The following is a 25,603-nucleotide window of genomic DNA, read 5'->3' on the forward strand; positions in this document are numbered from 1 at the left end:
CGTAATAATTTGTAAATGCAGACACTCTAACTAGGCATCAGAAATTTGACATCATTCTGGACCATTTCGTAGAGCTTTTAACCCAGCCCGAAGTTTTTATTTTATTTCACTATCCATACTCGTGATTTTCTGATCTTTCAATTTCTTAATATGGGCTGAGGTGGTTTTGATAATATCAGTAACTTATCAAGATCGTGGCCTGTTTTTATGAATTTTCCTTGGACATTTTCTTTTGCTAGCAAGCAGTATCGCTGTCTCCCTGCGGACGCATATGTCATTCATCCCGATTTCACGGCTATATTACTTCTTTGAATACGCTGTTCATTTGCCCTTATCCGGCGTTTAAACTGGGTGAGGGCTTTTTATCTCTGCTTCAAGGAGGTATTCTCAATGGAAAATCACATAATAACTTGTTCCGAAAGCATCACGGAGCTTGCCAAGGCCATGTTGCAGGTGCAGCAGGGGCTAGTTCCTGTCATGAAGGATGCGGCGAATCCATTTGTGGGGAGTCGGTATGCGAGTCTGAACTCTGTTGTGGAAGCGTGTCGGGAGGCGTTGACTGCCAGTGGTATATGGGTTGTGCAGTATCCAGTACAGGCGGTGCAGCCGATTCATGAAGGAACCGGATGCCCGCAAAGCCTGTTGGGATTGGTGACTAAGCTGGTTCATGCGGAGTCGGGACAGTGGCAATCCTCACTTATGGTGATGCCGCTGCCAAAGGCTGATCCACAAGGGTATGGCTCGGCGTTAACCTATGCCCGTCGGTACGGCCTTGCAACGCTAGTCGGGCTGGTGACGGAAGTAGATGATGATGCGCAAGAGGCCATGCCTCGAAATCAGCAGCGCAGTTCTGGGCGAAAAAGTGTGCCACAAGCGAGAGCTTCGGAAAATGACGCTAGGTCGATGCAGGAACCCAAAATAGGAAAAGGTACCGCAAAATCAGGGAAAGATACCGACGCTGGAGCGGCGCAGAACACTACTGAGATAGGTTCCCCTCGTGCGTCTCAAAATCCGTTATCCATTCAGAACTCGTTACCTGCCATTGATGGAGTCCTCTATCAGACAGTTCAAACGCAGGATGGACGAAATTGTATCACGGCCTCAGGTTTGACTCGGACGAATGCGGCCCAACTCAAAGAAGCAGGGTTTCGCTGGGATGCCAGCCGCAAACTTTGGTGGCGGTATGCTCAGCGTCACGCGGCGTAGCTCTCAAGCCCGTACACGCGCAACACTTCGAACAGCAACGCACATACAGCACGCAGCACAAGCAACAGCACAGCCTCCACAACGGAGGCTGTGCTGTTTTGGTTTATAGAGAGCCGTACAAGCCTTGCAATCAAACAACACCCTACCATGCACATAGCAAGAGGAATCATACAATGACAACAAACACCACACACAGCAATGCAGCAAACGAACTCGACACACTCACTACAGTATATATGGATGCCGGAACCATCTTTAGTGGCAAGCCTTCAGGCCGAACCATACGCGGATACAGTGTACCATGCAGTTTCACACCGCATGTTGATCCCGACTATCTGTTTCACGACTCCATGCGGGAAATCGTGGTCTGGCTTTTGTCGGGAACAGAAGAGAAAGCCGACCCGCTCTACATTTTCGGGCCAACAGGAAGCGGGAAAACAAGCCTTGTGCGACAGCTTGCTGCTCGCCTGAATTATCCCGTCTTTGATGTCACCGGCCATGGCAGACTGGAGTTTCCCGACCTTGCGGGTCACCTGAGCGTCCAGAATGGCAACATGGTCTATCAACACGGCCCGTTGGCATTGGCCATGCGCTATGGCGGCATCTTTCTGCTCAACGAGGCGGACTTGCTCGACCCTGCCACGGCCACAGGCTTAAATGGTGTGTTCGACGGCGGCCCGCTCTGCATCCCTGAAAACGGTGGGGAAATCATCCACCCGCATCCCATGTTCCGGTTTGTGGCTACCGCCAACACCAACGGCGCATCAGACGAAAGTGGCCTGTATCAAGGAACCCTGCGGCAGAACATCGCCCTGATGGACAGGTTTTGGCTCTGCGAGGTTGGCTATCCTGCTCCGGAAACAGAAAACATGCTTCTTGAACGGATAGCGTCGGATATTCCGCAGGAGATCCGCGAAACAATGGTGAGCTTTGCAGGTGAAGTGCGGCGGCTCTTCATGGGTGAAAGTGAAAAGCAGAAGTACGGCGAGACCATCGACGTGACCTTTTCCACACGAACGCTGATTCGCTGGGCCACGCTGACCAGACGATTCCAACCGTTGGCACGGCAGGGAATCCAGCCTGTGGGCTACGCTCTGGACAGAGCATTAGGCTTTCGAGCCTCGCGAGAAACACGGGCCATGCTGCACGAGCTGGCACAGCGCATGTTTCCCGCAGCGGGAGAGCTTTGAAGGGTGGCTTCCCCCTCTTAAGAATCTCCCCCCTCCTGAAAACCAGTTGAGTTTTGTTATCCATCTACAAAACCCCTTCGTAGCGCCACACCAGAATATCAGAGAAAACACGCTATCGCCAATTGGGGTTTCCAAAGGGAGTCACTCCCTTTGGTCGCCGAAGGCATTCCCTTCCCCCCGCCGAAGGCCAAAAAACTCAAAAAAAGAATCCCAACAAAAAAGGAGCTCAATCATGCACCCAAACATGACCATTCTCGACAACCTTGTGGCCATAAACCTGTCCGTCACCATCTGGTCAGCCCGTAAAAAACTGACGGCCGAAGACTTCAGCGGCGGCGTATCCTCGGACAATTTGCCACCTGAAGAGCTGGCCTCGCTTGGCAGTAAGCGCATTTGCAACCCTGCTGATTTGCGCGTTTTCGGCGCGTTAAAAAGCCGCGCTACAACACTGCTTGACCGTAACGGTGTGCGCTTTCTGGGCGGATGGGCTTTGCCGGAAAGCTGCATCACTTCGATTCAGGCAGAACTTGAAACCATTGCGGTGGAGTTCGTGCGCGAGAAAGAAGCATTCTTAAACCGCTATGATGATGCTGTGCGGGACTGGATTCAAAACAACCCCGGTTGGGAATCTATTATCAGCAATTCTGTTGTGAGCGCGGACTATGTGCGGTCACGGTTCGGGTTCGGCTGGCAGATGTTTAAAGTGCAGCCTGCTGCGGTACGCGATGCTTCGCCGGAATCCGTGGTTAATGCAGGGCTGGATGATGCGGTTACTTCTCTGGGCGAAACGCTGTTCGGTGAGGTGGCAAAGGCCGCAACGGACGCGTGGCAAAAAAGCTTTGTGGGTAAGCAGGAAGTGACGCGCAAAGCGTTGTCACCGCTGAAGACCATCCACAACAAGCTGGCGGGGCTAAGTTTTGTGGAGCCTCGCGTTGCGCCGGTGGCTGATCTGCTGGCAACAGCATTTTCTGCGGTAGGCAAACGTGGCCACATCCTGGGCCCGACGCTTGTGATGCTGCAAGGCGTTGTCAGCCTGTTACGTGATCCTGAGGCGTTGCTGGCACATGCGCAATCCATGCTGCAAGGGAGCAGCGCTCACGATGTATTGAGCATTCTGGGCGGTGTGTCGATGTCGTATGAAAGTGGTGCATTCCCGGCAATGGAGGGTGAAGAGGATGAAACGGCTGATGTCCCTAACGATGCAGGTATCGCAGACGATGCAGATATCGCGGACGGGGAAGAGCTTCCGCAGGCTCTGCTGCCCGTGGGGGCTCATCTGGATAGTTTGGGATTGTGGTGATGATCATGACAGCTATACCTCACCGGAACATCCTGCATTCGTTGCCGTTGTTGGCTTCTGCTCTGGGCAGGCGATACGGCGTGACCATTCGTATTGGCGGAACCGAGGCGTATACTGACGGGGACGTGATCCAGCTTCCGGCTCTGCCATCGGACCATGATGAAACATTCATGGGCCTTGTGCGTGCTTTGGTGGATCACGAATCGGCGCACATCCGGCATACCGATTTTGCAGTGCCTCGGTCGGCGGGAAGTCCGCTGGAGCGGCATGTGTGGAACATCTTTGAAGACTGGCGTGTTGAAAACGCTATGGCTGCCATGTATCCGGGATGCCGTGGTAACTTTGCATGGTTGATACGGCATTACTTTTTGAAAAACGCACAGGAGGAGTATAACGACAAGACAAGGCTGGTGCTGGACTGGCTCCTGCTTACTGTACGCAGCTGGGATGTGCCGGAGCTTGTTCCACAGTGTCAGAGTTTGGAAGTGCAGGTAGATGCAGGGTGGCCGTGGCTGCGTCTGCATCTTGAGGCTATTTTGCAAGCCATGCGCGGAAACTGTCCTGACTCGGCTGCATGCTTGCAGTATGCGCGGCAGATTTGTGCTGTGCTTCATGTTGCAAGTTGTGGAGGGAAGAGTGCAAGAAAGAATACGAACAAGTCGTCCATACTATCTACGCAGGGTGATGCAAAGATAGCTGAACCACCAAGCTCAACAGATGAGGCGCACGCACAGGCTCTGAAGCAGCTTCTCAGCGTGACGGAACAAAGCCTGCCCGCTGATCTGGGGAGCATGGTGCACACTACGCTTGCTGCTTCTGCCAAAAACACGCCGGAAACGGGTGCAACCGTAGTGGCTCAGGAGGCCCGAAAGCCTACTGGAACGCTTTCGATGGAATCATTGCGCAGCATTGAGGAAGCAACATCAGGAATGCAAGCCCGATTTCACGGCCTTTTGCAGGCAACACGCCTTGAACGCAATCAAAGCGCACGACGGGGCAAGCTGAATACGCGGGGCCTCTACCGTGCAGCAATTCATGATCCTCGCCTGTTTGTACAACATCAGAAGCGAGCTGCCATCAACACCGCTGTGCATATCCTGCTGGACTGCTCCGGCTCCATGAAAAAGAGGATGCCTCTTGCCTGTCAGGCAACGTATGCCGTGGCAAACGCGCTGGAACATAACGGCATCAATGTGGCTGTAACAGCCTTTCCGGCGGTCTATAATCCCCAATTCGGGTGGGCATCGGTAAGCCCTTTGGTACGCCACGGGCAGAGCGTACATCCGAAATTCAGCCTTGCAAGTGGCGGCTCAACCCCGCTTGGGCCTGCTCTCTGGTGGGTGCTGCAACAGATGCTACCCTTGAACGAAACACGTAAGCTGATCTTGATCATAACCGATGGCGCGCCAGATTGCGATATTGCGGCCTCGGACGCTGTCAGCGCGGCATTGCGCCTCGGCTATGAGTGCTATGGTCTCGGCATTATGTCCTGCGCCATTGAAGACCTGCTCCCCCGCACAAGCAAAACAATCTGGAACTTGCCCCAACTGGCTCCCGCCATGTTTAGCATGCTGAAATCAGCCCTTGTCACTGTGTGACCTGCCCCAACCACATCAGGAGGAAAACCATGTGCCCGTTACCGTGCTGCACTCTCTGCATCCTGTGCCGTCATTGCACAAACTTGATTCAGTTGCCCAATAAATGCCGTTACAAAAAAGGAGGCTCTTTATGAACTGGGGGTCACTGATCGCTGTGGCGATAGTCGTACTGCAAGCTGTGAAAGAAACGATGGATGATTAAAAAATACAAGGAGAGAGAACACTATGACAAACTATAGCGACCAGCAAAATATGTCTGTACCACTCGAATCGCATGAAACTGGAAAGCCGATGACTGCCCCAGTCGCTGCACCTGCTCCAAACAGAAGTACCGTGTACGCCTTTCTTGGTGGCTGCCTTGCGGGTGCTGCCGCTGTGGTCACGGCAGCCATTATGTTGGATGACGAGCCTGCAGCTTGCCATACAGATGCTGAAGAGTCCGACGCAAACCAGTCCGACGCAGACGAATCCGGCCCAGACGAGTCTGGCGCAAACGAGCTTGAAGCGGATGCGTCAGTAAACCTAAGCAGCGATCCTGCATTGGCTACTTCTGAGTAGTGTTATGTGAGCGACCAGAAGCTTGCCAATACAATGCGGCAAGACAGATGCCCGAAGTGAGTTCATTCTCGCCTCGGGCATCTGTCGTTTTGGGCATTATGTTGGAGAAAAGTGTCCCATAGTATGTGTACTAACTTTCGATAGCAAAAATGGATTATTCTTTGTGTAAACTGCATATTACGACGTTAAAAAGACGTGAAACATTATTAATCTAAAGTAGGTTTATATGTAATATCTAAATATAATAACTATATTCAACCCATAATACAATTGTAAATGTAATTATTAAGGAAAGATAGAATAAGAACAATAGAAATTCTTGCTTGCTATTGTGAATAGTCAATCATGCACAGAGATTGCAATGACAAATTGAGTATGTGTTTATTTTTTAATCATGAACATGAAAGTATGTTCAAATTCATCTTTTATTAAAAACAAAAAAGGAGATAGACTAATGAGAAGAGAATATTCTAACTCAAGATACCACAGAATGTACGAAATGAATACAGGCTGTGATCAGCAATATGCATTTTGCACTCAAATTGCTGATCGCATTATCGATAGAATCGAACATATGACACGACGTCACAACAAAGTGCTTTTTATACGCTTTGACTTGCGTTTTCCAAGAGACTTCCCTCTTGATGAATCGAACAACAAGATTTCTCGATTCTGGAAGATAGTAGGGGAAGAACTGGGACTTGAGGGTATCCACTTCCATTATGTTTGGGCGCGTGAACAAAAGGCAGCAGAGCATCAACACTACCATTGTGTAATCATGCTTGATGGTAACAAGGTGCAACGCTACCGGAACGTGCTGTCACATTTCAAGGCTATCTGGCATGGACTGTTTGACTTCAAAGCGTCCAGCTTGGTTTGGTCTTGTGACCGTGACCGCGAAAAAAACTTTGTTGAAAATGGCATCATGATTCGGAGACCATCACGTGATGCTACAGGGGAGCAAAGAGAAGAACAGGAAGAGCAATTCCGTCGTGATATGGAAAGGTGCATCTACTGGGGGAGTTATCTGGCTAAGCAAAATCAGAAGGAATATGCACCCCGAAGAGCCCGTTATTATGGGGCTTCTCAGTTGCCGTTGTCAGTAACGCGTTCGCTGGTGTTATCTTATCTCACTTAGATGTGACAATGGGCGTTGCGTGATCGTGCTTTGATCATGCAGCGCTCATTGTTTTGTAAAAAGGATTGGCTGAGCTGTGTTACCATCGGGAACGTCATGCAGGCTTGATGTTTTTGAGCTGAAAATGGCTGAATTTGTAAGTCCAGTAGAGTCTATCACAGACCAAAAAATGCACATAAGAGGAGGAATTCTATTACTGATTATTAACAGTATTCTGCATGTACGTGGAGCACAAACGAGTGTTTCAGATTATTCCGCAAATGATAGATATACATCTAAACGTTCTTCAAGAGATTCTGCTATGAGCGCAATCATGGCATTCGCATCTCCATCTCGATAGTAGCTATCAAAAGCCTCATAGTAGCGTTGACGATCAGTAAACTTGATATTGACTGGTGGAAATCCACACTGAATTAAATCAAGATTAAGAAGTAATCTCCCTGTGCGTCCATTTCCATCGACAAATGGATGAATACCTTCGAAGATAAGATGAAATAACGCAATACGCACAACAGGATGCATGTTGCGTGATGGTGCATCATTTTCAGCAAGAAGTTCACGCAATTTTTCTTCTATGTGATACGGCGGCTCTGGCTGAGCAAAAGCACCCATAATGCGTACAGGAATTTTTCTATACACCCCTTTATCTGCTGGCCTGTTGATCAACACAAGGGCATGAATGTCTTTGATGGTAGATTGCGTGATTGCAACATTATTTTTGGCGATATCAAGAACATACACAAAAGCATCGCGATGTCCTACAGCCTCTAGGTGATCTTTCAGCGGCTTTTTATCTATGGTTATGCCTTGCAGCACCAGAGCTGTTTCTCGCAGTGTCAGCGTGCACCCTTCTATGGCGTTAGAGTTGTAGGTGAAATCTACAAGAAAATCCTCCTGCAAGCGCTCTAGCTCTCCCTGAGTGAGAGGCCTTCTTTTGTCGAGTTCCTGCTTTTTGCGTGTAACCCGTTCCAGCAGGGCAGCGTTGTGCTCAGAGATATATATGTCGCGCATGCTTTGATTCTCACTGTTTTCGCCAGAGTTCACAGTCCTTCACAGCTTCTCACAGGCCAACCACCTTGACCATGCTTAAGATACGCCCTTTGCCTGAAAGTATCAAACTGTTGGAATCAGCACCACAGCAACATCCTTGCTAAGCAGACTCTCGATTTAATTCCAAATTACACACTATTATATGAGACATCCCATAGCAGCCTGAAACACCCCGTTGTGACAGGAAGGAATGCTTTTGGGTAATTGTGACTACTGCATATGCGACAAAAATACAAAGCAGTGTTGCAAGATCAATATTACAATAAAAAAATGAGGAACCATTTATGCCTATTAAAAGAATTGAAACAAAACTGGTATCGCAGTCACAGAATGAGTGGATTTGCAGTGCCACTATGGAAACAGAAGCTGGATATCGCGTTACAAAGCTCGGACAAGGGGATAGCCTACAACAGGCCGAAGATCGTGCGGTTCGCCATGCGACAGATGCCATTGCTTCTCTCGAAAATGCCAGTGGTTACAGCGAGGCTTCACTGCAAAGTCAGCATCGGACAAGCAGGTCATCCAGCGGGGCATCGTATCAAAAGTATCAGGCCCAAACGGAAGATAAGTCACGTTTCAATGGTGGCGGTTCAAAACAAGCTTCTGAGAAGCAGCTTGATCTGATTGAACAGCTTGCCCAAAAGAAGCGATGTGATGCGGAATATGCTTGCCGGGGAGAATTCGGTATCGGATTGAACCAGCTCACTGGCGCACAGGCGAATCAACTTATTAAGTCGTTGAAGTAGTGGGCAGAATGGCACGGACTGCTTTCGTTCTGAAATCATCAGAATCAGGGCAGCCTAAGTCATCCCACAGTAGCCCATTATGTAAGGAGGGACTCATGAGCAGTATGTTTGATTTACAGCGGATGTATAACTTCGCCCGAAGAAATTGCACAGGATCTCAAGAGCGCAATCCGGCACAGTATCAGGATCAAAAACGGTACCTGCAACAACCATCAACGCGGTACAACTACCAGCATGAAGAGTATGAAATTGCTTCACCAGAATTCTACAGGGCCATTGAAGCAGAGTTGCCACCAGTTTTTACCCGGCAAACAGCCTCTCACGTCATGGGTGGTCTCATCTCGGCCAAAACCTTTTCCAACTTAGACGCACTGGGCCAAGGCCCACCAGTCAAGGCCAAGATAGGCCCCAAAGTGGCCTATGAGCGCGAAAGTTTTATGCGTTGGCTGCGGCAGCGTTTTCGGTAGGGTAGAAATCTTATCGGGAGTGCGGCAACGGATGTTGCAGGAGGGTTTCCAATAGTGCGAGAGCAAGAAGCACCTGTTCAGGTGACATTTTGGAACACAAGGTTTGAATCTGCTGCGCAGTCTGCGGCTTCTTGGGCTCTGCAGTGTCAAGTATGTCTCCTGCCGCAATTCCTAGCGCGCTGACGATCTTAAGCAGAATCTCAACGGATAAGTTACCCTGCCCCCGTTCAATCTCTCCAAGATATTTATAGCTGATGCCTGCCCTCTCTGCCAACGCTTGCTGCGTCAAATTGGCATGTCTACGACGTATTCGAATCTTTCTTCCAATGCTTTCAAGCGAATTTGCCATGTTGCACTCCTACAGACGTATTGTACGGAGTTATGAGCTTCAAAAAACCCACTATAGCAGGCTTTCACTCTTGCATTATAGCACTTGTCAGTGCTATTTGTTCGCTTGGTATAGCACCTGGGAGTTCTAGTAGCGCGTGCGTCGGCTGATTTAGAAAAAGTCACGTACAGCTGTGGAGGAGATAATTTATGGGATTTCTTTTGTTGTTAGGGTTGATAGCCCTTGTCATTATGTTTGTAATGAGTCCGGTGCAGGCGTTGAAAGGTGTAGTCGGAGCAGGTATTGCCGGAATTGCTCTGGTGCCGTTTTTAGGTCCGGCAGGGGTTATCCTGTGTATTGTATTGTTTTTTGGACTATATTTCATGGCCTAGATAAACGCTGGTTTATGAGCCGGAGTTGGGGATACGCTGCAAGGTGTATCCCCGATTTTTTTGTAAAAATAGGGGGTAGGAAGCTTATAGAGATCTCTAAAAGGCTCCAGTAGATTTGTTATAAATCAAAATTGTTTTAAGGTCTTGAAGATGCTTCTCTACAAACGTAATGCTCGCCTGTTCATTTCCAAGGAAGATTGAAAACTCAGAATTGTTTGTGTTGAGAATAGCTTCTTTCAGCTTGAACATTGCATTGGCATCGGATTTCACAAACTCCTGATACTTAGCAGCACACACAGGGCAAAGGGCTAGATATTGGGCTTCATGCTCCTCGGAAAAGTGCTCACTTGAGAGCATTTCCTTTTTTTCAAAGTAATGCATCCCGTTACGCTTTCGGAACGGCATCTCTTCTTTGCATATCTGGCAAACCATTTGGTCGTCTTCGTTCGTGTATTGGGCTCGGAGTTGTGTGATGGGGGCAATGGCACTAGAGGTGGTTCGCACACTTCTTTCACGCTTTTCGAACTTCTTTTTAAGGGCGTTGACGAGCTCCGCCTCAAGGCGTTCTTGACGCCGTTCTGGATTTACAACTGAACTTCTGGGGAATGTCGGGCGTTCTTGCTTTGGTGCTGGTTGCAATTGCCGAAGCAGGTCGTCAGGTGATTTTCCACTGTTCTTTAAAAGTTGAGCGAGTTGCACCATTTTTTTTGCTTCATCTGCAGATTCAAAGCCTATTTTTTGGGCATCACGGTTCTTTGCTCTATATTCCTCACTGCGTTGTTGCGCATGCTCACCAAAACCAATGGCAGTTAGTAGGCCATTGCGATCATCGTAGGGAAAGTCTGTACGTAGATTCTCTCGCGTCATGTCCTGCGGCTTGTGGAATGCCCCAGAACTATCTGGAATCCAAGCACAAGTTTTCAAATGGCAAACTAGCTGGGAATCGGCATCACGGATGCCATACTGTTGATTGGGACGATATCTTGCTTTGGCGACTTTGGGCTCTGCGCAAATTAGTGCATTCCAAATTAACCTGCTTGCTGAAACAGATTGAAGGTCGGTGTATTCGCTTAAAGAATCAATGGAGTAGTCTACCGAAATTCTGGTGTCTGTTTCTCTATAGCTGGATACAGGGTATAGGCTCGAGTTGTTTGGATTTTTCCATAATGGAGCATTACGTACTTTCAAGGTATGCATTACTCCAACAGCTTTCAAAAAATCGATAAAATCAAAGAGCTTCGATTCTGGAAAATTATCCTTGTAGCTTGCCAATAAGGCATACTTTTTATGAATTGCTGTTAGTGCGGCAAGTCCAGTTTGCGAATATGGAGAATCTAAACAAAACTGTGTGGGTTCAAGCCAATGAGGTGTGCCCCCTGACGTTTCATGAAATAGGAAACGATACTTTTTGAATAATTCCAGGTTGGTGGGGAATTTTTTGGAGTAATCTATAAACTCCGCAAGATCTTTATAGTACCCATTGGGAACCTCTTTAGGAGGAGAAGAATAGCGGCGCAGTTTTAATTCGATAATAACCCTTGCATCAAATTGACGCACACCACTGCTGCTTAAAAATGAGGCGGCATATTTTTTTTGCGGATCAGAACGCCCAACATTATAGACTGCAGATTTTACAAGGTGAATATTCCTAGGGGGAACACTCCCCTCCGGTGGAAAAAAAGCCTCTTGGGGTAATACATGTATATCCCCTTGGCTTGTTTCAACTCTGACGATCTGCATATTGGCCACATTGATATATTTGTAATGTTCATCACGAGCTTCACCTAGCAGGGCATAAAAGCGGATGAGCCAAGCATCATCCTTCTTAGCTATCCATGCCTCAATAGTTTTTTGTTTATCATCATTACAACAAGTTAGGCTTTCGCAAAGATCCTTCCACCCCCAACTATCAATCTTAAGGCTGTCTAAAAAACGATCTTCTCGTTGGTTTTGTTGAGGCGGATTAGCTGCCCATAATGGTGGTGTGTGATTCGTCAATAACGATAAATTTTCATCATTAATAATTTCAGAAATTTTTGCAGGCCCTCTGTAAAGTGTCTGCGAAGGGGCATGACTCTTGCTTCGCGTAGGTGTAAGTGCTTCAGTTTGAAATGCATGTACAATAGCTTCACGAATTGGTTCATAAAACGGTGCAAGATTGTCTACTTGGTTAGGTAGTGCTGTAAGGAATCCCACGGTCAACATGCCCCTGTCACGAATATCTGCAAGTGACTCCACAACAAGCTTGGCGATGTTGTCACGCAGTTGATTATTTGCTTCACAGTCTCGAACGCTGTCGCGAGCAACTGTAGAGGCAAACGGCGCATGAATATGAAATCTAAGGTTGGAAGTTTCTTTTTCTGCCGGAAAATAAATTGACACCTGACCGCGATCCAAGGGGACGATCTTCCATTTGGGCTGGCTTTTATTCTTTTCTGATTGCTGAAGACTGTAGGCCACGGCAATTTGACACGTAATGGCCTTGCCATCTTCATCGGTTACTTCGACGGACTTTTGATACCGCAACCAATGTGAGACTGTTTCTTCGCCTTTTGGGTGCGATGCCTTAATTTCTATGTGCCCATTTTTGTGGTCAATCCGCTCCAAGATCCCTAATGAACCATCAGAAAGTAAATACTCGATAAGATGAATATGGCTAAGAAACAACAGGGCGTTGTTCTCTAGGGCACGTAACCCATGGCTAATTTCTGCAACGGCTTTGGCAGGCTGCTTTGCGGGATGATTAAATGGAAAAATGAAGTGTGTGTTTTTGTCTCTAGGTGCTGTTTTCTTTATGTCATGGGTTATGGGAACTACGAGATCTTGGATGCGGAAATGGAAATTGCCTGAGTGAATTTCTGGCGTATTTGTATAGGCGAAGACTGCCTTAAATCCTACTCCGAACTTGCCAATACTTGTAGGGTCATCACGTTTGGTGCTTACTCCAATACTGGTGATGGAATCGACATCCTTTATATCAAAAAGACGTTTCCCATTATGTTCAAACTCGATAGCTTCATTGGACATTGTGAAGCGTACGACACCTGCACGAGCATCTTCAGCATTTTGTAAAAGTTCATAAATAAAATGAGCGTTATCTGGGTATAGCTCTGTGAGGAGCCTTTTTATTCCATTTTCAAAGTTGTTTTCTCTATTGGCATCAACCCAGCGTTGACGCTTTTCTGTAAGATCTTGAATTGTCGATGTCATTATAAACGTCCCCTTCAACATACAGAACCCCATACGCCACAGCCCCCGCCACTATGTCTGCTCTTTCCAAAGCAATCTCTAATTCCTGCATGCGTCTGGCGTAGTCGGCTTCTGCTGCTGCAATTTGGGCATTCCGCATTTTTTTGATTTTTTCGTTGTCGGTTTGGCCAAGCTGTTCTTCCAGCAAAGCCATGCGGGCGCGGTGGCTGGTGGATAGGCTTTCGCGCTTGTATTCGACCTGTTCCTGTGTTTTTTGCTGGTGCTTTGTTCTGGCCTCACTCCACAGGCTATAGTGCTGGGCGTCTAAGGTATCCCATGCTGCGGGATCAAGGGGCTCCGGTGTTGGGGGGGTATGGTCGGTGGCGCTCTCCATAAGGCTAGCTAGTTGCGTGGAAAGCTCGGGGCTTGAAGCGATGGGTGTAAGTGCCATGTTTTCTCTGAAGCCGTGAAAGCGCCATTGGTATATGGCAAATTCGTAGCATCCTGCGGGTACCGCGTCCGAAGTTACTGATAGGCTAGTGATACTCTTCTGTTCCAAATTTAAGGACAAGGCAGCCTGTTTGACCAAGGGGTGGAGCGGCATAATGAAGGCTGCCTCGGGGTGTCGCATGGCGCAGGTTGATTCAAAGGTAATGGGCAAACGCTGACTACCGCCTTTGAGCCAGTTCTCCCATTCTCGGTAAGCCGAGGTGTTTTTCCGTTGCAGTTTGTGGAAATCCTTCAGTAGATTGGCTCGGGACTCCTGTGCCAGCCGGAGTGTTTTGAGGGGCTTTTCGCCTAGGATGAATTCCTGCTCTTTACCGCATACACGCTGCAAATAGATGGCCACCAGCCTGTGAAGCGAAGCCGGAGCCAACCAGAAGCTGGTAGCATCGGCAATTTCGCGGTTCAGTTGCTCTTGGGGCAGTTGGATACCAAAAAGTTCAGCCTGTTTTTGCTCTAAGGCTTCCTGTTCCTGAATGAATCTAATTTTGTTATCAGCCAGCTGCTGGAGTTTGCTGTTGCGTTCTTCTTCACTCAGCGCGAAATTATCTGCAATATTGCGTATTCCCCGGGTGATTTCTCCCAGTATCTCTTCACTACCACCCAGTTCATGTTCAAAAACACCAATGCGATAGAGGCAACGATGGTAAATGTCTGCGTCTATCGTTCCCGGAGTAATCATATTAATAATGGCCACGCTTTCACTTTGTTGTCCGTTTCTGTCAATGCGGCCAATGCGTTGCTCTATGCGCATGGGATTCCATGGAATGTCGTAGTTCACAATGCAGTCACAGAACTGGTAGTCTAGACCTTCGCAGCCGATTTCAGAGAACAGCAGTATATCTAGGCTATCTGCCTCGTCCCTTGACTTTTCAAAGCGAGCACGGAGCATCACGCGCTCTTCATCCGGTGTTCCTCCATGCACCAGCCCCACGCGGAACCCTTTTTTGCTCAAATTTGCAAACAGATAGGCCAACGTATGGCGGAAGCAGCTGAACAACATGATTTTGTTATTGGGCATAGCCTGTTTGTCGCGAATGATGGTACGCAGTGCTTCCAGCTTGGGGTCGCTTGGATCTAAAGACAAAGCCGCTGCCAGAAGTTGCTGGATCTGACCTTCTATGGGAGCAATATCCATATCTGCAGAAACATCGCTTGCCCCTGCTTCTATCAAAGCCAGTTCATCTAGATGACGGTTGAGGATATCCTTGAGGAAAGGTGCTAGCCCATAGAGACAGCTTGCCGCTTGCCGTCTGATGGTTGTCATCATGAACGCCACATTGACCCCGTTATGGAGTTCGGAAAAAATGCGCGCCTGAATTTTGAGCAGTTCATCATGCAGATGCCGCTGAGCAGGAGTAAAATCTACGACAACTGTTTCCGGCTTGCGAATAGTAAAATTGCCGATATCGCGGCGACGGGTTCTATTAATGATTCCGGCAAAGGTATGCAGTTCCTCGGTATAGGAAATCATTTTGACGCGCTCCTCGTGCGTGATTGGCTCTCCTGCAAGTGTGGTATAAATCTGGGCAAAATGCGGATTATGCCGGAGGATGGCTTGCCCCCACTGTGTAGAAGTGGCTTGATCAAGAGCCGTTAGTGCCTGCTGTTGCCAATCCGGCTCTTGAGATCGCAGGGCTGATACCGCCTCATTGATAAATGGGTTTGGCTCTGCCATGTGGAGGAAGCTTTCCTGATCGATGATAAGATCTGGCCGGAGTGTGTTTAAAAGTACAAAAAGGTCGTTGCTCCCCAGTTGAATGGGGGTGGCCGTCAGAAAAAGCACTGCATCGGCATGCTCACAGAAGAAGCTCACAGCCTTATGCCTGAGGGTCTCCTGATTACGGATGTGGTGAGCCTCATCCACAATAACCAGATCAAAGCGTGGCGGTGGGTCAAGATTCAGTAACCCTACTTTGCGTTTACGTTTTTTATCGTGCGCTGAACCATGCAGCAATGTTTCATCAAAAAGGGAGTACGGAAGAATAGCCTTCTTGTGTTGTTCCGGCCACTCCCCGTCAAGGTACATTTCTTCGATACAGTAACGCAGGGTTGTACCATCAAGGTGGGTAAAGCGCTCTTCAAAGCGTTTCATTTCATTCTGCCATTTTTTTTCGATAACCAGAGGCCGTGGGCAGATGATGAGTACGGAGCGTATTTCACGCCGAGCTTGAAGTTCGCGCAAAATAAGCCCTGCCTCAATGGTTTTACCCACACCAACACCATCGGCAATGAGCAGGCGTGGACGGTCTGACCGGATAAATCGCAGCACCGGTCTGAACTGATACGGAATAAAATCTACCCGAGCAGCGTTGAGGGAGTAGAGGGTGGATAGCCCCGGATAGTTGATTTGCAGGGCCGTAAGATGGGCATGGAATTGGTCACATGCCAGAGCATTTTCTATGCATTCCTGTTGCTGTTCAACCTGAACTTGGGATGCGTAAAAGGTTTGCGTTGTGCCGTCGACAAACACTTTGAGTCTGATTTCCGGATCACCGGGCAGCACGGCAAGCACGGCACCACGGCTTGAGGGGTTTGATTTGACAAACACCATTTGTCCTGGCTCGAAGGCCGCAACGGCTGTATCAGTATCCAGAGAGGATAGTGTCTTCGAGGGGGGGGGGCTTGTATTCGGCTGGGAATCCACCGCTACAAGCTCTGCCTTGGCTGTGCGTAAACGCAGAATCAATGCATCATCTGCGCCGATAACACCGGAAAAACGCTGGATGGTATCAAGGTCGCGGTAGATATCGTCAGTAGGAAATCCGTCTGCATCCGCATGCGCCCAACGGTTGCGAATGGTAAGCATCTCTTTAACAAAATGCCGAGCTTCGGAGGTAAGATTCAGGCTGTTGGAAATTTGGTACCAGTTTTGATCCAGCACACGGAGCAGCCCTGCTAGATCCAAACCACCAAGCGCGGTAATCTGGCGCTGTTCAAGATACTTTTTTTGTTGAAATGACAGGTTACTGACAACAGCTTTATTCCACCAGTCGTCAAATAGCGGCGGTAAAACTCTTTCTAGAAATATGGCGAGTTGGGAGGCTACGTCGCTAAAGTGCCTAGCTATCATTCCGTGAGTCGAGGCCTTATCATGCATTTTGTCATACTCTGTTGTTAAAACAATCCGACGACTGAGCCATAGCCGTGGCTGCCATGCCTCCTTAGGCGCATGGCAGAATGGGGGAGTTGTGTATACCCCGACCCAAGGTCATGCATCGCGAAACGCGTATAGGCAAATGTAATTATCAAAGTTATTCACTCAGATAAAGCGGTAAGTAGCTAAGCAAAAGAGAGGAGCGCCATGGACATCTTCTGGGTTTGTGTCACAGCTGCCAAGCTGGTTTGGTTAAAAAATACTTTTACCAGCTTCGTAGACACAACCCTATCGTGCTGAAATAACTAAATGCACCCTCCAGCATGCTCGCAAGCCTCGGTATATGCCAGCAAACGCACCGCACGGCTGCGGGCATAAGGGGGCAAATTTCGAGCATGAACAGGGGATTTGACTGGGAGGGGCTGGCTTTTTCGGGCATTGGACGGGGATCTGCTTGGGTGTGCGGGGTTGTGATGCTTGCTGCGCTCTTTGCTATGAGTGGTTTCGTGGTGGTGATTCTGGCGTGCGGGGGATTATCCTGGAGCAGGCTGTATGACAGTTAAAGGCAGGATGGGGTATGGACGCACGGTTGCAGGTCACAAAAAAGCACCCTTGGGAGGCAAGGGTGCTTGAAGTGGTTGGGCGGCGCGAAGGGAGGGCCCCTAGTCGACATAATAGTAAGTGTTTTTATCCCCATTGTGGCCTGACTTTTTAATCAGCCTAGCTTCGAGGAGTACCTTCAAGGTGTTTCCGGCAGTCTTTTCCGCTACGGCGAGGTGACTTTGCACTTGCTTGCGTGTGACCTTCTTTTGTGTGCGCACAAAGGCCAGTGCGCGTTCTTCTCGTGGGGACAGCGTGGTGGTGTCGGCAGGGGTGTCATCATGGGTGGACACTTGCCCGGCGTCTTCAGCCCCTATGTCAGGTACGGTTTGGGGTGAACTTTGTCGTTCCGCTCCTTTTTTTGCTGCATGGTCGGACTCTTCTACAATTTCCCCAGTTATATCTGTTGTGGCAATGAACTGCCACTCGCTTTTATTCAGCGGCAGGTGTTGCCAGAAGATTTTATTTTCAAGATGGGCAGCCGTCTTACACGACTTTACATAAAGGCCGCTCAAAGCCCCATCCTGTTGTGTGCGCTCCATGATAACGGCGGGAGCATTCCCTTCCTTCAGCACTTCTTCTTTACCAATAACCATGGTTTCCGTGTGGCAGCGGATGGAGAATTCGCTACTGCCACGCATTTTGCCATGTACACCTTTGCGACCGGGGTCGTCCAAGGTGTGATGCACAAGGATAACACCCACTCCAAACTCGCAGAGTTTTTTCAAGCCATCAAAGACCAAGCCTGCCGTATTTTGTTGATACGTAGCTCCAGAAGGCACAAGGGTCGTAAGGTTATCTAAAAAGACATACTCAATATTACTGTTACGGACGTGTGCAAGCAGTGCGTCAAGATGCTCCTGCCGAGTGAGGTCAAAGTCTGCCCATAGCGACCCTCTAGGTTCGTGGAGCTTTGATATGACATGTAGGTTCGTGCGGATATGCGCATCAAGCGTCATCTGCTTGAGCCGTGAGCCAAGCAGCAAGGGCTGTGTTTCGCTATCCAGAAGCAGGCATTTGCATGGTGCTCCTGCACATTCAAAATTATGAAAACTGCTGCCGCTACACAGGGCCTTTGCAAGAGATAAGAGAGTAAAGGACTTCCCCGAGTTTTTTTTGCCATGAAGCAGGCTAATGCTACCCTTGGGGAAAATACTGTTCAACGAGGGTGTGGTGCTGTGTGGCAACGCGCAGTCTTCCGTAACGCAAGAGAACAACGTTGGGGCGTCGCGGTTGTCATGTCTGTGACATTCGGTTGATTGAAAAAGTCCGTTCTTTTTGCCCCATGCGACGTAATTATCATAGCTTCGGGCCTCACATTGAAGCTTTGTAATCAGATCGGATGCTGCCATGCTAGCAAGAGCAACCGCCTTATCAAATAAAACTTGTTCAATTTCGCTGATCAAACCAGCGTCAGAACCGTCCCTCTTCTCAACCTCAGACCAAAGCACGGGGAATGGGTATACTCTGAAGCTTTGCGCTCCTGCCTTTGCCACATGGTTCTGATAGGCTTTAACTTGCGCGTGACATTCCTTGTCAGGAGCACATAGCAGGATGACGTCATGGCCTGCCAGATAGTTCCAGGGGATGGGTGACAAATCTCTGCCTATGTGGCCAGTAGCGATTACCTCACTGTCGGACAGGTTAGGCGACTCATGAATTCTTTTATCAAGAGCAATGGCAAGCCTGATATCCTGGCAGAGCAAAACTGTGGCAAAGGGGTGCCGGTCGATTTTATCCTGATTGAACAAAAAAGCCGCAGCCTTATTCCTGCCGATGCAAAGCTGGCCTCGCACGACTGTGGCAGGCAGGCTAACATATTGTGTATGGATTTTGTATGTACACACCGCACCGATGACTTGGCCGCTGTGGCCGTGGATTTGCGTTATATCCATGCAGGATGCCACGCCCATATTTGCATCACGAAAGCCGATGTCGATTACTCGCGGGATACAGTCTCGCAGGGGTGAATCACCCTTGCGTTCAGCCACATGGGTTACGTTATGCACTGCAAAGAGATTCTCAAAATTAAGGCTGACGATGCCTGCCAACGTGGCCAGTGCATCCAGCCTGGACAAGGTAAATACACGCTGAAAAAGCGCCACAAAGCCGTACTCTTGCAGTCTGTTTCTTCCTTGGTACCAGTGAAGCATAGTAGAATCTGGGCACAGCCGTATCCCAAGATTCCTTTTTGCATGCTCAATAATCTTATGCAACAGCGGTGTTTTTAGGGATTTTAATTGGCGGCAAGCTTCATATTCTACGATGACTTCAAAAACAACAACTTGCATGTGTTCATTGTCAATGCATTGAATATTAGAAGCATTTGCAGCTCCAAGAGCCTCTTGGAGTTCCGCTGAATAAGGAGTAGGAGAGATCAGAGGAATGAATTGTGCCTTGGTCGCATGGCTGCTTTTTATCGGTCTGTCCCATGAGCGGATAATCCTTCGCAAGTAGACATCATCGCAGTGTAGCATGTTGCCTCTTTCTGGCGAAGGATGGCTGCTCATTATATGTCTCGCCGGGAGAGGTAGCACTCGTATGGATGCGCTGTTGCTTGCTGAAACTGAATACTCAGCATCAATCACAGTATTGTCCTTGCATACTGGGCGTACCACTGTGGTGCTGGTGCCATTTTCGCTGTGTTCGGCCTTCTTCATCTGGTCCTTGAGATTATAATGCATAATACCTTCAACTTTAGGCTACAGGTTTATTGACACTGGTTGTGATGCTAAACTCAGGAACCAGCTTCATGTCGACATCTATACTGTTCAGGCTTTCTGCTTGTTCAGGGGATAATCTGCTGCACTGTTCCTCAACTGTTTTCGTTATTGCTGCTAACCCCTCCTCGATCGCCCTCCGCGTTCCGGAACCGTCAAACGATACGTTGACCTTGTCTGACTGCAAGTAGGGTTGCTGCTGTGTATCAAGTTCAATTGCACGACGAACCTGATTTATCATTTTCTGCAGTGCGGGAGATATGGTGTTTTTGCGGTTTCCTTTGTCGTTTTCCTGCATACCGATGTTCTCTAATAGATGTTGGGGGGCCTTGTCGTGACGCATGAGTACCTCCTAAAAACATAATAGCTTAGGTTGTTAGCACCTGCGTGTTGCAGGTGCTGACGATGTTTGGTTGCCAGCCGGGTCAATGCGCGCCGCCCACATAAAGGCCATGACATCGTCGTATGCGTAGCGCACCGATTTCCCGACTTTGGAGTAAGGAATCCCTCGGCAGAAAAGCCGCTGCTTTTGTAGCGTTGAAATTGATAGACCCGTAATTTCGGCGACTTCTCGTTCAGTGAGCCAGCATTTTTCCAATGAGTTGCGTTTGTGCATTCTGCACCTCCTGCAATTGATTTCCGTTAAAGATAGACGAAAGGAGTAGGCCAGAATAGTTCCAATAGCTTCCCAGTGTTAAAAAAGAATATTTCAATATTCCAATCTATTATACCACGCTGGTATTGAAAAAAGGTCCCCTTTTTGGGGGAACCTTTTTTGAAGTATCAAAAGCCATGTGGTGGGGCGACTTCTCTATGCGACTGGGGATGTATTTTCGGTTGAGCAGAAGGCGTCGTGAGAAGCATCCTTACCCCTGAAGAATACGCATATTTTTTGGGATAAGGATTGCTTGTAGAGCGGCCATTAAGTAGCACTTAGATTGATTGAAAATGGAGGAGGATGATGTCCAGCAGAAATGAACTTATTTTGCCTGTAGGCGAGTTGTTATATCAACAAGGCCGAGATCTTCAGGCTATGGTGCTCTTATGCCTCAAACATAAGATTCCAATTTATCACCCTGATTCGAATAAAGAGATTTATCCGCACACTGAACTTGAACGCCGTGCCAAGTATAGCGGGATAGTTCGCATTTCGTATAAATTTGACGCTGATATTTCCTTCTTATTTTTAAAGCACTCTCTGTATGACAAATTCGACATAACTATATGTGGCTGTGATCTTTCTTCAGAAGCATATGGTGATAAGGCAGCTGAAAAGCTTATGGAGATTGAAAAACGAGAGAAGCTCGCCTCGCAAACATGTGGACCTTCAAATGACCCCATGCCCTACGGGCACAAGCTCTACGGGGAGAGGATGGCAATAGGGCTAAAGCGCCCGCTGGAGGCAATTGCCTCTCTTAATGGCTATGATATTTTCTTTGTCGATAATTGTAGCAGGCACACAGCCTCGGGGGGGGGCACATACAAAAAAATATCTCGTTTGCGTTAAATAACAAAATATCATCTGTTGAGCATGTTTGTAGTGACTCTATTCAACAAATATCTTTTAGGGTGGTGCATCTTTCTGGAAATAACAAAAACAATGCTGCTCTTCAAAAGACTATAGGTGAGATCTTGAATTCGCTGAAAGACAGTGAGCAACTCATGCGAACGCCTTCTTGTGCATTGAGAGACAGTGAAAAACGTGATCGCTTTCTTTCGTTATATCATCAAAGTAAGGAGATTGTCGGTACAGTAAGAATTGAAGAAAGAAAAGGATGGAGATTTATATGTAGCACATCTGCAATATTTATGAACAACTACACAGATTTACGCCTTGTTGCTGTGAAAGGTAGACTGAGAAAAGAATTAAAGCACCTTGATGTAAATATTCGAAATGAAAAAACAGAAGAATATATAAAATTTTTATACTTTAATGATTTCGAGTACTATAAGGATAAAAAGAAGCGTAGTATCGAACAATACTACTTTATTTTTGATTGTGATGAATATTGCAAGCTCTATCACCCTTTTGATCACGCGAAAGGGGAAGTTGCATGGCTAAATAATCTAAAAAAGTTTAGGTATGATATAAAATCAATAGAGCAATTCCCTCCAATTGCAAATTTCGACGATGCAAAAAAATGGCTAATTAGCTATTATGAAAATTTAATGGAGGGTGAATGTGATACGAATAATAAAATTCAGATGCATCTTTACACTCTTTTGCTAAAAGATAATACATATGAAAATGCTTATGCAATATTAAAAAAATATCCATCTATAGGGAATGGTTCAAAATCATCTGAGTATATTAAAAAGCAATGCAACAGGTATATCAAACAGTTAGAGAGGCATGCGTCAAAAAACAGATTGCCATATATTGACTTTAAAGACTTCCCATCTTCTGTAAAGGGAAGGGGAAAGGGGGACGAAAAGAAGATTTGTGAAAGCCTTGTAAAGCAAATGGAGAATCGCTACAATTTTTTATAGCTTTAGTTTGGAGTATCAGAAAATTGATCACCCCTTACCTAGCTTTTGCTCATCAAGATATCATCCACCACACTCGCTGCTCTTTGTAGAGCCTCATCAGCCAAATGAGCATACCGCTATGTCATTTGTGGGCTTGAGTGGGTTAGCAGCTTCTGCAGGGTGTATAGATCTACCTTGCCGCTAGAGGCAAGGAAGGATGCGTATGCATGGCGTAGGCCGTGTAGTGGCCTGAAGTCTTTGGGCAGTCCGGCAGCGTCACGAACTCTGCGGGCGATGCGCGTGAAAGTTGTTCGTTGTCCACCATCTTTGCCGGGAAACACAAACGGGCTATCAGTCCGCTGCACATGTAAAAGTACGGTTCGTGCAGATTCTGACAAAGGAATACGCTCAGTTTTGCCTTTCTTGGCGACATCCCCCCGCAAGGTAACAAATCCTTTTTCAAAATCGATATCTGCCCACTGCAAAGCCAGAAGGGCTCCCTTGCGCATGCCAGTTGCCAGCGCGAGTCGTAGCAAGGACGCTGCATTTTGATCAGGTTCTTTATCGAGTGCTTCCAAATAGCGTTTCAGCTGCTCTTGAGTAAGGCACTCTGTCTTTGTGTTGTCTACCACTGGCATTTCAAAATACAGCGTGGCGGGGTCAATAGCAGGGCAAAGACCCTTCTTGATGCCAAAGCGGATAATGCGACGCAGCAGGCCCAGTGTGTGTTTGATAGTTTGGGCAGATTTACCCGCCTGTTTCATAGTGAGGGCCACGGCATCCACTTCAAGGGTTGTTACGTCTTCAGGTCGCTTGGTCGCAAATTTTTCTTCAAGATACACTCTGTAGAGCGAGATATCTGTCTTCCAGTTTCTGTCGGGTAGTGCTCCCTGATAAAGTTTCAGAATTTGTGCAATGGTGTTGCGTTCCAACTCAGCCTTTTTTAATGCCGCCTGTTGCTCTTTGACCATCTTGCGCGAAAGCCGTTTGCCCTCGATTCGCTCAACACGGATACGGGATGCCTTTGCGGCGGTCATGGCATCGGCATATTGCCTACCAGCTTTTTCTTCAAAAACTTTACCGTCTTTTTTAAACACAATGTAAAAAACGTGTTCTTCGGCATTTGGGACACCGATGCGCTGGGTGATCCGATAAAAAACTCCCGGATATTTAGTTTTGAATCGCTTACTAGCCGCCATGTACTCTCTCCTATTTTCCAACCCTATTTCCAACCTGAAATATGACAATAGATGAAAAATATGGCAAGCACAACAATGTTGCCATGTTGAAAACTTCATTGATTATAGGTGATAGTGCTACGTTATGAAAAATAGTGAAAAGATGTCTCCATTGCCTTCTAAGCAGTCGGCCGGGGGTTCGAATCCTCCCAGGCGCGCCAAAGAGAAAATTAAGGGCTTATCATGGAAACATGGTAAGCCTTTTTTCGTTGCCTTGCGTTTTTCAACCCTATTTTCAATTTTCGGAAGTTGCCTGCGCTGCAACGCCTTTTATGACATTGATATGCAGAGAGCTTTTTGTTTTTACCGGTATCGTTTTGGGGCGAGGGCAGAAGCAAAAGAACCTTTTCAGAAACAGTTCCACTGAATTGGAAAGGGTTCCCAAACAGTCCTGAGATTTTTTTACGCTGTCGTCCCTGCAATAATATGAATGCACTTTGCTGTATTACTTGTAGTTGGAAGACAGAAACAAAAATTCAAAAGAGTATAAGCTATCTGCTGAAGCAGGATATGCTGGGGACATTTTCAAATGTAAAAAAGCGGAGAAGGTGTCTACTCCGCTTTTTTATTGTGTGCCTGTTTATATATTAACTAAAGATAAAGAAATGTAAGAGGACATTTTTATTGAGGCAAAAGGCGCTGTTACAGATGCGAATAATGCAGTTGATGCAAAGTGGCATTCAGATGTCTGTCACCGATGCGTAGGTAACACCCAGTTTACAATTCTTTTACCTGTCTGTGGTGCAACGGACTTTGCCCCGTAACAGGTCTTTTGCCTGCGTTTTTTTCTTTGCTCTTTGCCGGAAGCAGCCGTGCAGCCTTGCGAGCCTGCATGACAGCTGCCCATGCCCGTACATAATATTGCAGATATCTGAAGCAGACATAGGCGATGACAAGGGTGGCGATGACCAGCTCCGCCACCGCGACTATACGTATCTGCTCACTGTACACATGCGCTACAGGATAAGCGGCAAGGCGATCTGCCACCTTGTAAAGCGCAGCGGCACCTACGGACATGGGAAATGTGTAGGCTGCAAAAGCAGGGCTGAAAGGCAACCGCAACAGTTTGAAGAAAGCCAGATAGACAATACTGGTCATAAGTACCGCGATACCCAGAAGCACGCTGCACAGCAGCAGTGACGGGCTCTGTTCCAGCGTAAGGTATGCAACAAGCGACAGGCTGGCAGGGGCCGCCATAACAGCTATGGTGGGCTTTGCGGGGTCTTCGATTTCCTTAGAAAAAATGAGACGATAGATCATAACAGGCAGCATGACTGCGTAGTTGACCATACCGAAGATCATCAGCCCGTAGGCAAAGTTGTGGTATTGCGGGCCGGGAACTGTAAGTGCCGCAACGCAGATGCCTACAAACGGCACAAACCAGCTGGGCACCATATGATGCAGGCAAAAAGATTTCATTCTGTAAAAAGTAAATCCTGCCAGCAATGCGAGATGCACCAAGACTGCAACCAGCCATAATATTTCGGCAGTCTGTGCGTTCAGAATGCTCAGGCTTTTGGACTGCAACATAAGAGCCATTGCAAGAGTAGGCATCACGCTGCCCAGTACGGGATGCTGCAGCTCTTTTTTAATAAGTGCCGGATGCATTATATATTTGGTGAGAATCATGATTCCCAGCGCCATGGAAACCAGCGCGCCGATAATCTGTCCCAGACTGTGTAACGGCAGAGAGTTTTCAAGGCCGATGCCAAGGCTGGCAATGCCCAATGCCAGACCCGCAACAGGAGTCGGGACAGAATAGAATACTTTGCTAACGTTGTTCAGCATGTTGATACCCTCAGTTCGTTTGTTG

Annotated in this window: 20 protein-coding genes; 11 read left to right on the forward strand and 9 right to left on the reverse strand. The window is 47.7% G+C overall.

Translation table 11 applies throughout. The features are described 5' to 3' along the window. Positions 1–390: 390 nt before the first annotated feature. The 6 genes from ACK5LI_RS01120 to ACK5LI_RS01145 all read left to right on the forward strand — a co-directional run bounded on the left by ACK5LI_RS01120 (position 391) and on the right by ACK5LI_RS01145 (position 6,990). A complete protein-coding gene (locus ACK5LI_RS01120) occupies positions 391–1,206 on the forward strand; it encodes an ERF family protein (protein WP_416945788.1) in 816 nt (271 codons plus the stop codon). Between the two features lie 173 nt (positions 1,207–1,379). Beyond that, the gene (locus ACK5LI_RS01125) at positions 1,380–2,396 is read left to right on the forward strand and encodes an AAA family ATPase (RefSeq protein WP_416945789.1); all 1,017 of its coding nucleotides are present in this window, start codon (positions 1,380–1,382) and stop codon (positions 2,394–2,396) included. Positions 2,397–2,628: 232 nt separating this feature from the next. Further along, a complete protein-coding gene (locus tag ACK5LI_RS01130) occupies positions 2,629–3,696 on the forward strand; it encodes a DUF3150 domain-containing protein (protein ID WP_416945790.1) in 1,068 nt (355 codons plus the stop codon). A gap of 5 nt (positions 3,697–3,701) precedes the next feature. After that, complete coding sequence (locus ACK5LI_RS01135) at positions 3,702–5,294, forward strand: cobaltochelatase CobT-related protein (protein WP_416945791.1); 1,593 nt, start codon at positions 3,702–3,704, stop codon at positions 5,292–5,294. Between the two features lie 225 nt (positions 5,295–5,519). Then, entirely contained in the window at positions 5,520–5,852 is a 333-nt protein-coding gene (locus ACK5LI_RS01140) for a hypothetical protein (RefSeq protein ID WP_416945792.1), read from the forward strand. A 454-nt stretch (positions 5,853–6,306) separates the two neighbouring features. Beyond that, positions 6,307–6,990: a YagK/YfjJ domain-containing protein gene (locus ACK5LI_RS01145; RefSeq protein WP_416945793.1), complete on the forward strand. Its 684-nt coding sequence runs from the start codon at positions 6,307–6,309 to the stop codon at positions 6,988–6,990. Positions 6,991–7,239: 249 nt separating this feature from the next. Here the strand turns inward: ACK5LI_RS01145 and ACK5LI_RS01150 are convergent, their stop codons facing one another. Further along, positions 7,240–8,001 (reverse strand): Fic family protein, encoded by a 762-nt coding sequence (locus tag ACK5LI_RS01150; protein ID WP_416945794.1) that lies wholly within the window; start codon positions 7,999–8,001, stop codon positions 7,240–7,242. A gap of 323 nt (positions 8,002–8,324) precedes the next feature. Between ACK5LI_RS01150 and ACK5LI_RS01155 the strand changes: the two genes are divergently transcribed. Together ACK5LI_RS01155 and ACK5LI_RS01160 are read left to right on the forward strand one after the other, a co-directional pair. Then, positions 8,325–8,786 (forward strand): hypothetical protein, encoded by a 462-nt coding sequence (locus ACK5LI_RS01155; RefSeq protein WP_416945795.1) that lies wholly within the window; start codon positions 8,325–8,327, stop codon positions 8,784–8,786. A gap of 95 nt (positions 8,787–8,881) precedes the next feature. Continuing rightward, positions 8,882–9,253: a hypothetical protein gene (locus tag ACK5LI_RS01160; RefSeq protein ID WP_416945796.1), complete on the forward strand. Its 372-nt coding sequence runs from the start codon at positions 8,882–8,884 to the stop codon at positions 9,251–9,253. Positions 9,254–9,263: 10 nt separating this feature from the next. Here ACK5LI_RS01160 and ACK5LI_RS01165 read toward each other — a convergent pair whose 3' ends face one another. Next, positions 9,264–9,602, reverse strand: a complete 339-nt coding sequence (locus ACK5LI_RS01165; protein ID WP_416945797.1) for a helix-turn-helix domain-containing protein — start codon at positions 9,600–9,602, stop codon at positions 9,264–9,266. A 188-nt stretch (positions 9,603–9,790) separates the two neighbouring features. Here ACK5LI_RS01165 and ACK5LI_RS01170 point away from each other — a divergent pair, with 188 nt between their 5' ends. After that, a complete protein-coding gene (locus ACK5LI_RS01170) occupies positions 9,791–9,973 on the forward strand; it encodes a hypothetical protein (protein WP_416945798.1) in 183 nt (60 codons plus the stop codon). Positions 9,974–10,069: 96 nt separating this feature from the next. On the opposite strand, the gene ACK5LI_RS01175 is transcribed toward ACK5LI_RS01170, so the two are convergent. From ACK5LI_RS01175 to ACK5LI_RS01195, 5 genes are all read right to left on the reverse strand, one after another. Next, positions 10,070–13,183 (reverse strand): sacsin N-terminal ATP-binding-like domain-containing protein, encoded by a 3,114-nt coding sequence (locus ACK5LI_RS01175; protein ID WP_416945799.1) that lies wholly within the window; start codon positions 13,181–13,183, stop codon positions 10,070–10,072. Continuing rightward, positions 13,134–16,766, reverse strand: coding sequence for a helicase-related protein (locus ACK5LI_RS01180; RefSeq protein ID WP_416945800.1), 3,633 nt, complete (start codon positions 16,764–16,766; stop codon positions 13,134–13,136). Before ACK5LI_RS01180 ends, ACK5LI_RS01175 begins: the two co-directional genes overlap by 50 nt. A 659-nt stretch (positions 16,767–17,425) precedes the next feature. Beyond that, positions 17,426–19,840: an AAA family ATPase gene (locus tag ACK5LI_RS01185; RefSeq protein WP_416945801.1), complete on the reverse strand. Its 2,415-nt coding sequence runs from the start codon at positions 19,838–19,840 to the stop codon at positions 17,426–17,428. Between the two features lie 220 nt (positions 19,841–20,060). Continuing rightward, positions 20,061–20,426, reverse strand: coding sequence for a hypothetical protein (locus ACK5LI_RS01190; protein ID WP_416945802.1), 366 nt, complete (start codon positions 20,424–20,426; stop codon positions 20,061–20,063). Positions 20,427–20,459: 33 nt separating this feature from the next. Continuing rightward, positions 20,460–20,699 carry a helix-turn-helix domain-containing protein gene (locus ACK5LI_RS01195; RefSeq protein WP_416945803.1) on the reverse strand — a complete coding sequence of 80 codons (240 nt, stop codon included), beginning with the start codon at positions 20,697–20,699 and terminating at the stop codon, positions 20,460–20,462. A gap of 345 nt (positions 20,700–21,044) precedes the next feature. Here ACK5LI_RS01195 and ACK5LI_RS01200 point away from each other — a divergent pair, with 345 nt between their 5' ends. Beyond that, on the forward strand, positions 21,045–21,590 hold the full coding sequence (locus ACK5LI_RS01200; RefSeq protein WP_416945804.1) for a hypothetical protein: 546 nt from the start codon (positions 21,045–21,047) through the stop codon (positions 21,588–21,590). A 125-nt stretch (positions 21,591–21,715) separates the two neighbouring features. Beyond that, complete coding sequence (locus ACK5LI_RS01205; RefSeq protein ID WP_416945805.1) at positions 21,716–22,573, forward strand: hypothetical protein; 858 nt, start codon at positions 21,716–21,718, stop codon at positions 22,571–22,573. Between the two features lie 116 nt (positions 22,574–22,689). Here ACK5LI_RS01205 and ACK5LI_RS01210 read toward each other — a convergent pair whose 3' ends face one another. Continuing rightward, positions 22,690–23,772, reverse strand: a complete 1,083-nt coding sequence (locus ACK5LI_RS01210) for a tyrosine-type recombinase/integrase (RefSeq protein WP_416945806.1) — start codon at positions 23,770–23,772, stop codon at positions 22,690–22,692. A gap of 735 nt (positions 23,773–24,507) precedes the next feature. Beyond that, positions 24,508–25,578 (reverse strand): TDT family transporter, encoded by a 1,071-nt coding sequence (locus ACK5LI_RS01215; RefSeq protein WP_416945807.1) that lies wholly within the window; start codon positions 25,576–25,578, stop codon positions 24,508–24,510. Positions 25,579–25,603 lie beyond the last annotated feature (25 nt).

The organism is Oleidesulfovibrio sp. (genome assembly GCF_047973035.1).
Taxonomy (GTDB): Bacteria; Desulfobacterota; Desulfovibrionia; order Desulfovibrionales; family Desulfovibrionaceae; genus Oleidesulfovibrio.

Coding starts and splice junctions, on each gene's coding strand:
- ACK5LI_RS01120 (WP_416945788.1), top strand. CDS start 391: ATGGAAAATCACATAATAACTTGTTCCGAAAGCATCACGGAGCTTGCC.
- ACK5LI_RS01125 (WP_416945789.1), top strand. CDS start 1,380: ATGACAACAAACACCACACACAGCAATGCAGCAAACGAACTCGACACA.
- ACK5LI_RS01130 (WP_416945790.1), top strand. CDS start 2,629: ATGCACCCAAACATGACCATTCTCGACAACCTTGTGGCCATAAACCTG.
- ACK5LI_RS01135 (WP_416945791.1), top strand. CDS start 3,702: ATGACAGCTATACCTCACCGGAACATCCTGCATTCGTTGCCGTTGTTG.
- ACK5LI_RS01140 (WP_416945792.1), top strand. CDS start 5,520: ATGACAAACTATAGCGACCAGCAAAATATGTCTGTACCACTCGAATCG.
- ACK5LI_RS01145 (WP_416945793.1), top strand. CDS start 6,307: ATGAGAAGAGAATATTCTAACTCAAGATACCACAGAATGTACGAAATG.
- ACK5LI_RS01150 (WP_416945794.1), bottom strand. CDS start 8,001: ATGCGCGACATATATATCTCTGAGCACAACGCTGCCCTGCTGGAACGG.
- ACK5LI_RS01155 (WP_416945795.1), top strand. CDS start 8,325: ATGCCTATTAAAAGAATTGAAACAAAACTGGTATCGCAGTCACAGAAT.
- ACK5LI_RS01160 (WP_416945796.1), top strand. CDS start 8,882: ATGAGCAGTATGTTTGATTTACAGCGGATGTATAACTTCGCCCGAAGA.
- ACK5LI_RS01165 (WP_416945797.1), bottom strand. CDS start 9,602: ATGGCAAATTCGCTTGAAAGCATTGGAAGAAAGATTCGAATACGTCGT.
- ACK5LI_RS01170 (WP_416945798.1), top strand. CDS start 9,791: ATGGGATTTCTTTTGTTGTTAGGGTTGATAGCCCTTGTCATTATGTTT.
- ACK5LI_RS01175 (WP_416945799.1), bottom strand. CDS start 13,183: ATGACATCGACAATTCAAGATCTTACAGAAAAGCGTCAACGCTGGGTT.
- ACK5LI_RS01180 (WP_416945800.1), bottom strand. CDS start 16,766: ATGCATGATAAGGCCTCGACTCACGGAATGATAGCTAGGCACTTTAGC.
- ACK5LI_RS01185 (WP_416945801.1), bottom strand. CDS start 19,840: ATGCTACACTGCGATGATGTCTACTTGCGAAGGATTATCCGCTCATGG.
- ACK5LI_RS01190 (WP_416945802.1), bottom strand. CDS start 20,426: ATGCGTCACGACAAGGCCCCCCAACATCTATTAGAGAACATCGGTATG.
- ACK5LI_RS01195 (WP_416945803.1), bottom strand. CDS start 20,699: ATGCACAAACGCAACTCATTGGAAAAATGCTGGCTCACTGAACGAGAA.
- ACK5LI_RS01200 (WP_416945804.1), top strand. CDS start 21,045: ATGTCCAGCAGAAATGAACTTATTTTGCCTGTAGGCGAGTTGTTATAT.
- ACK5LI_RS01215 (WP_416945807.1), bottom strand. CDS start 25,578: ATGCTGAACAACGTTAGCAAAGTATTCTATTCTGTCCCGACTCCTGTT.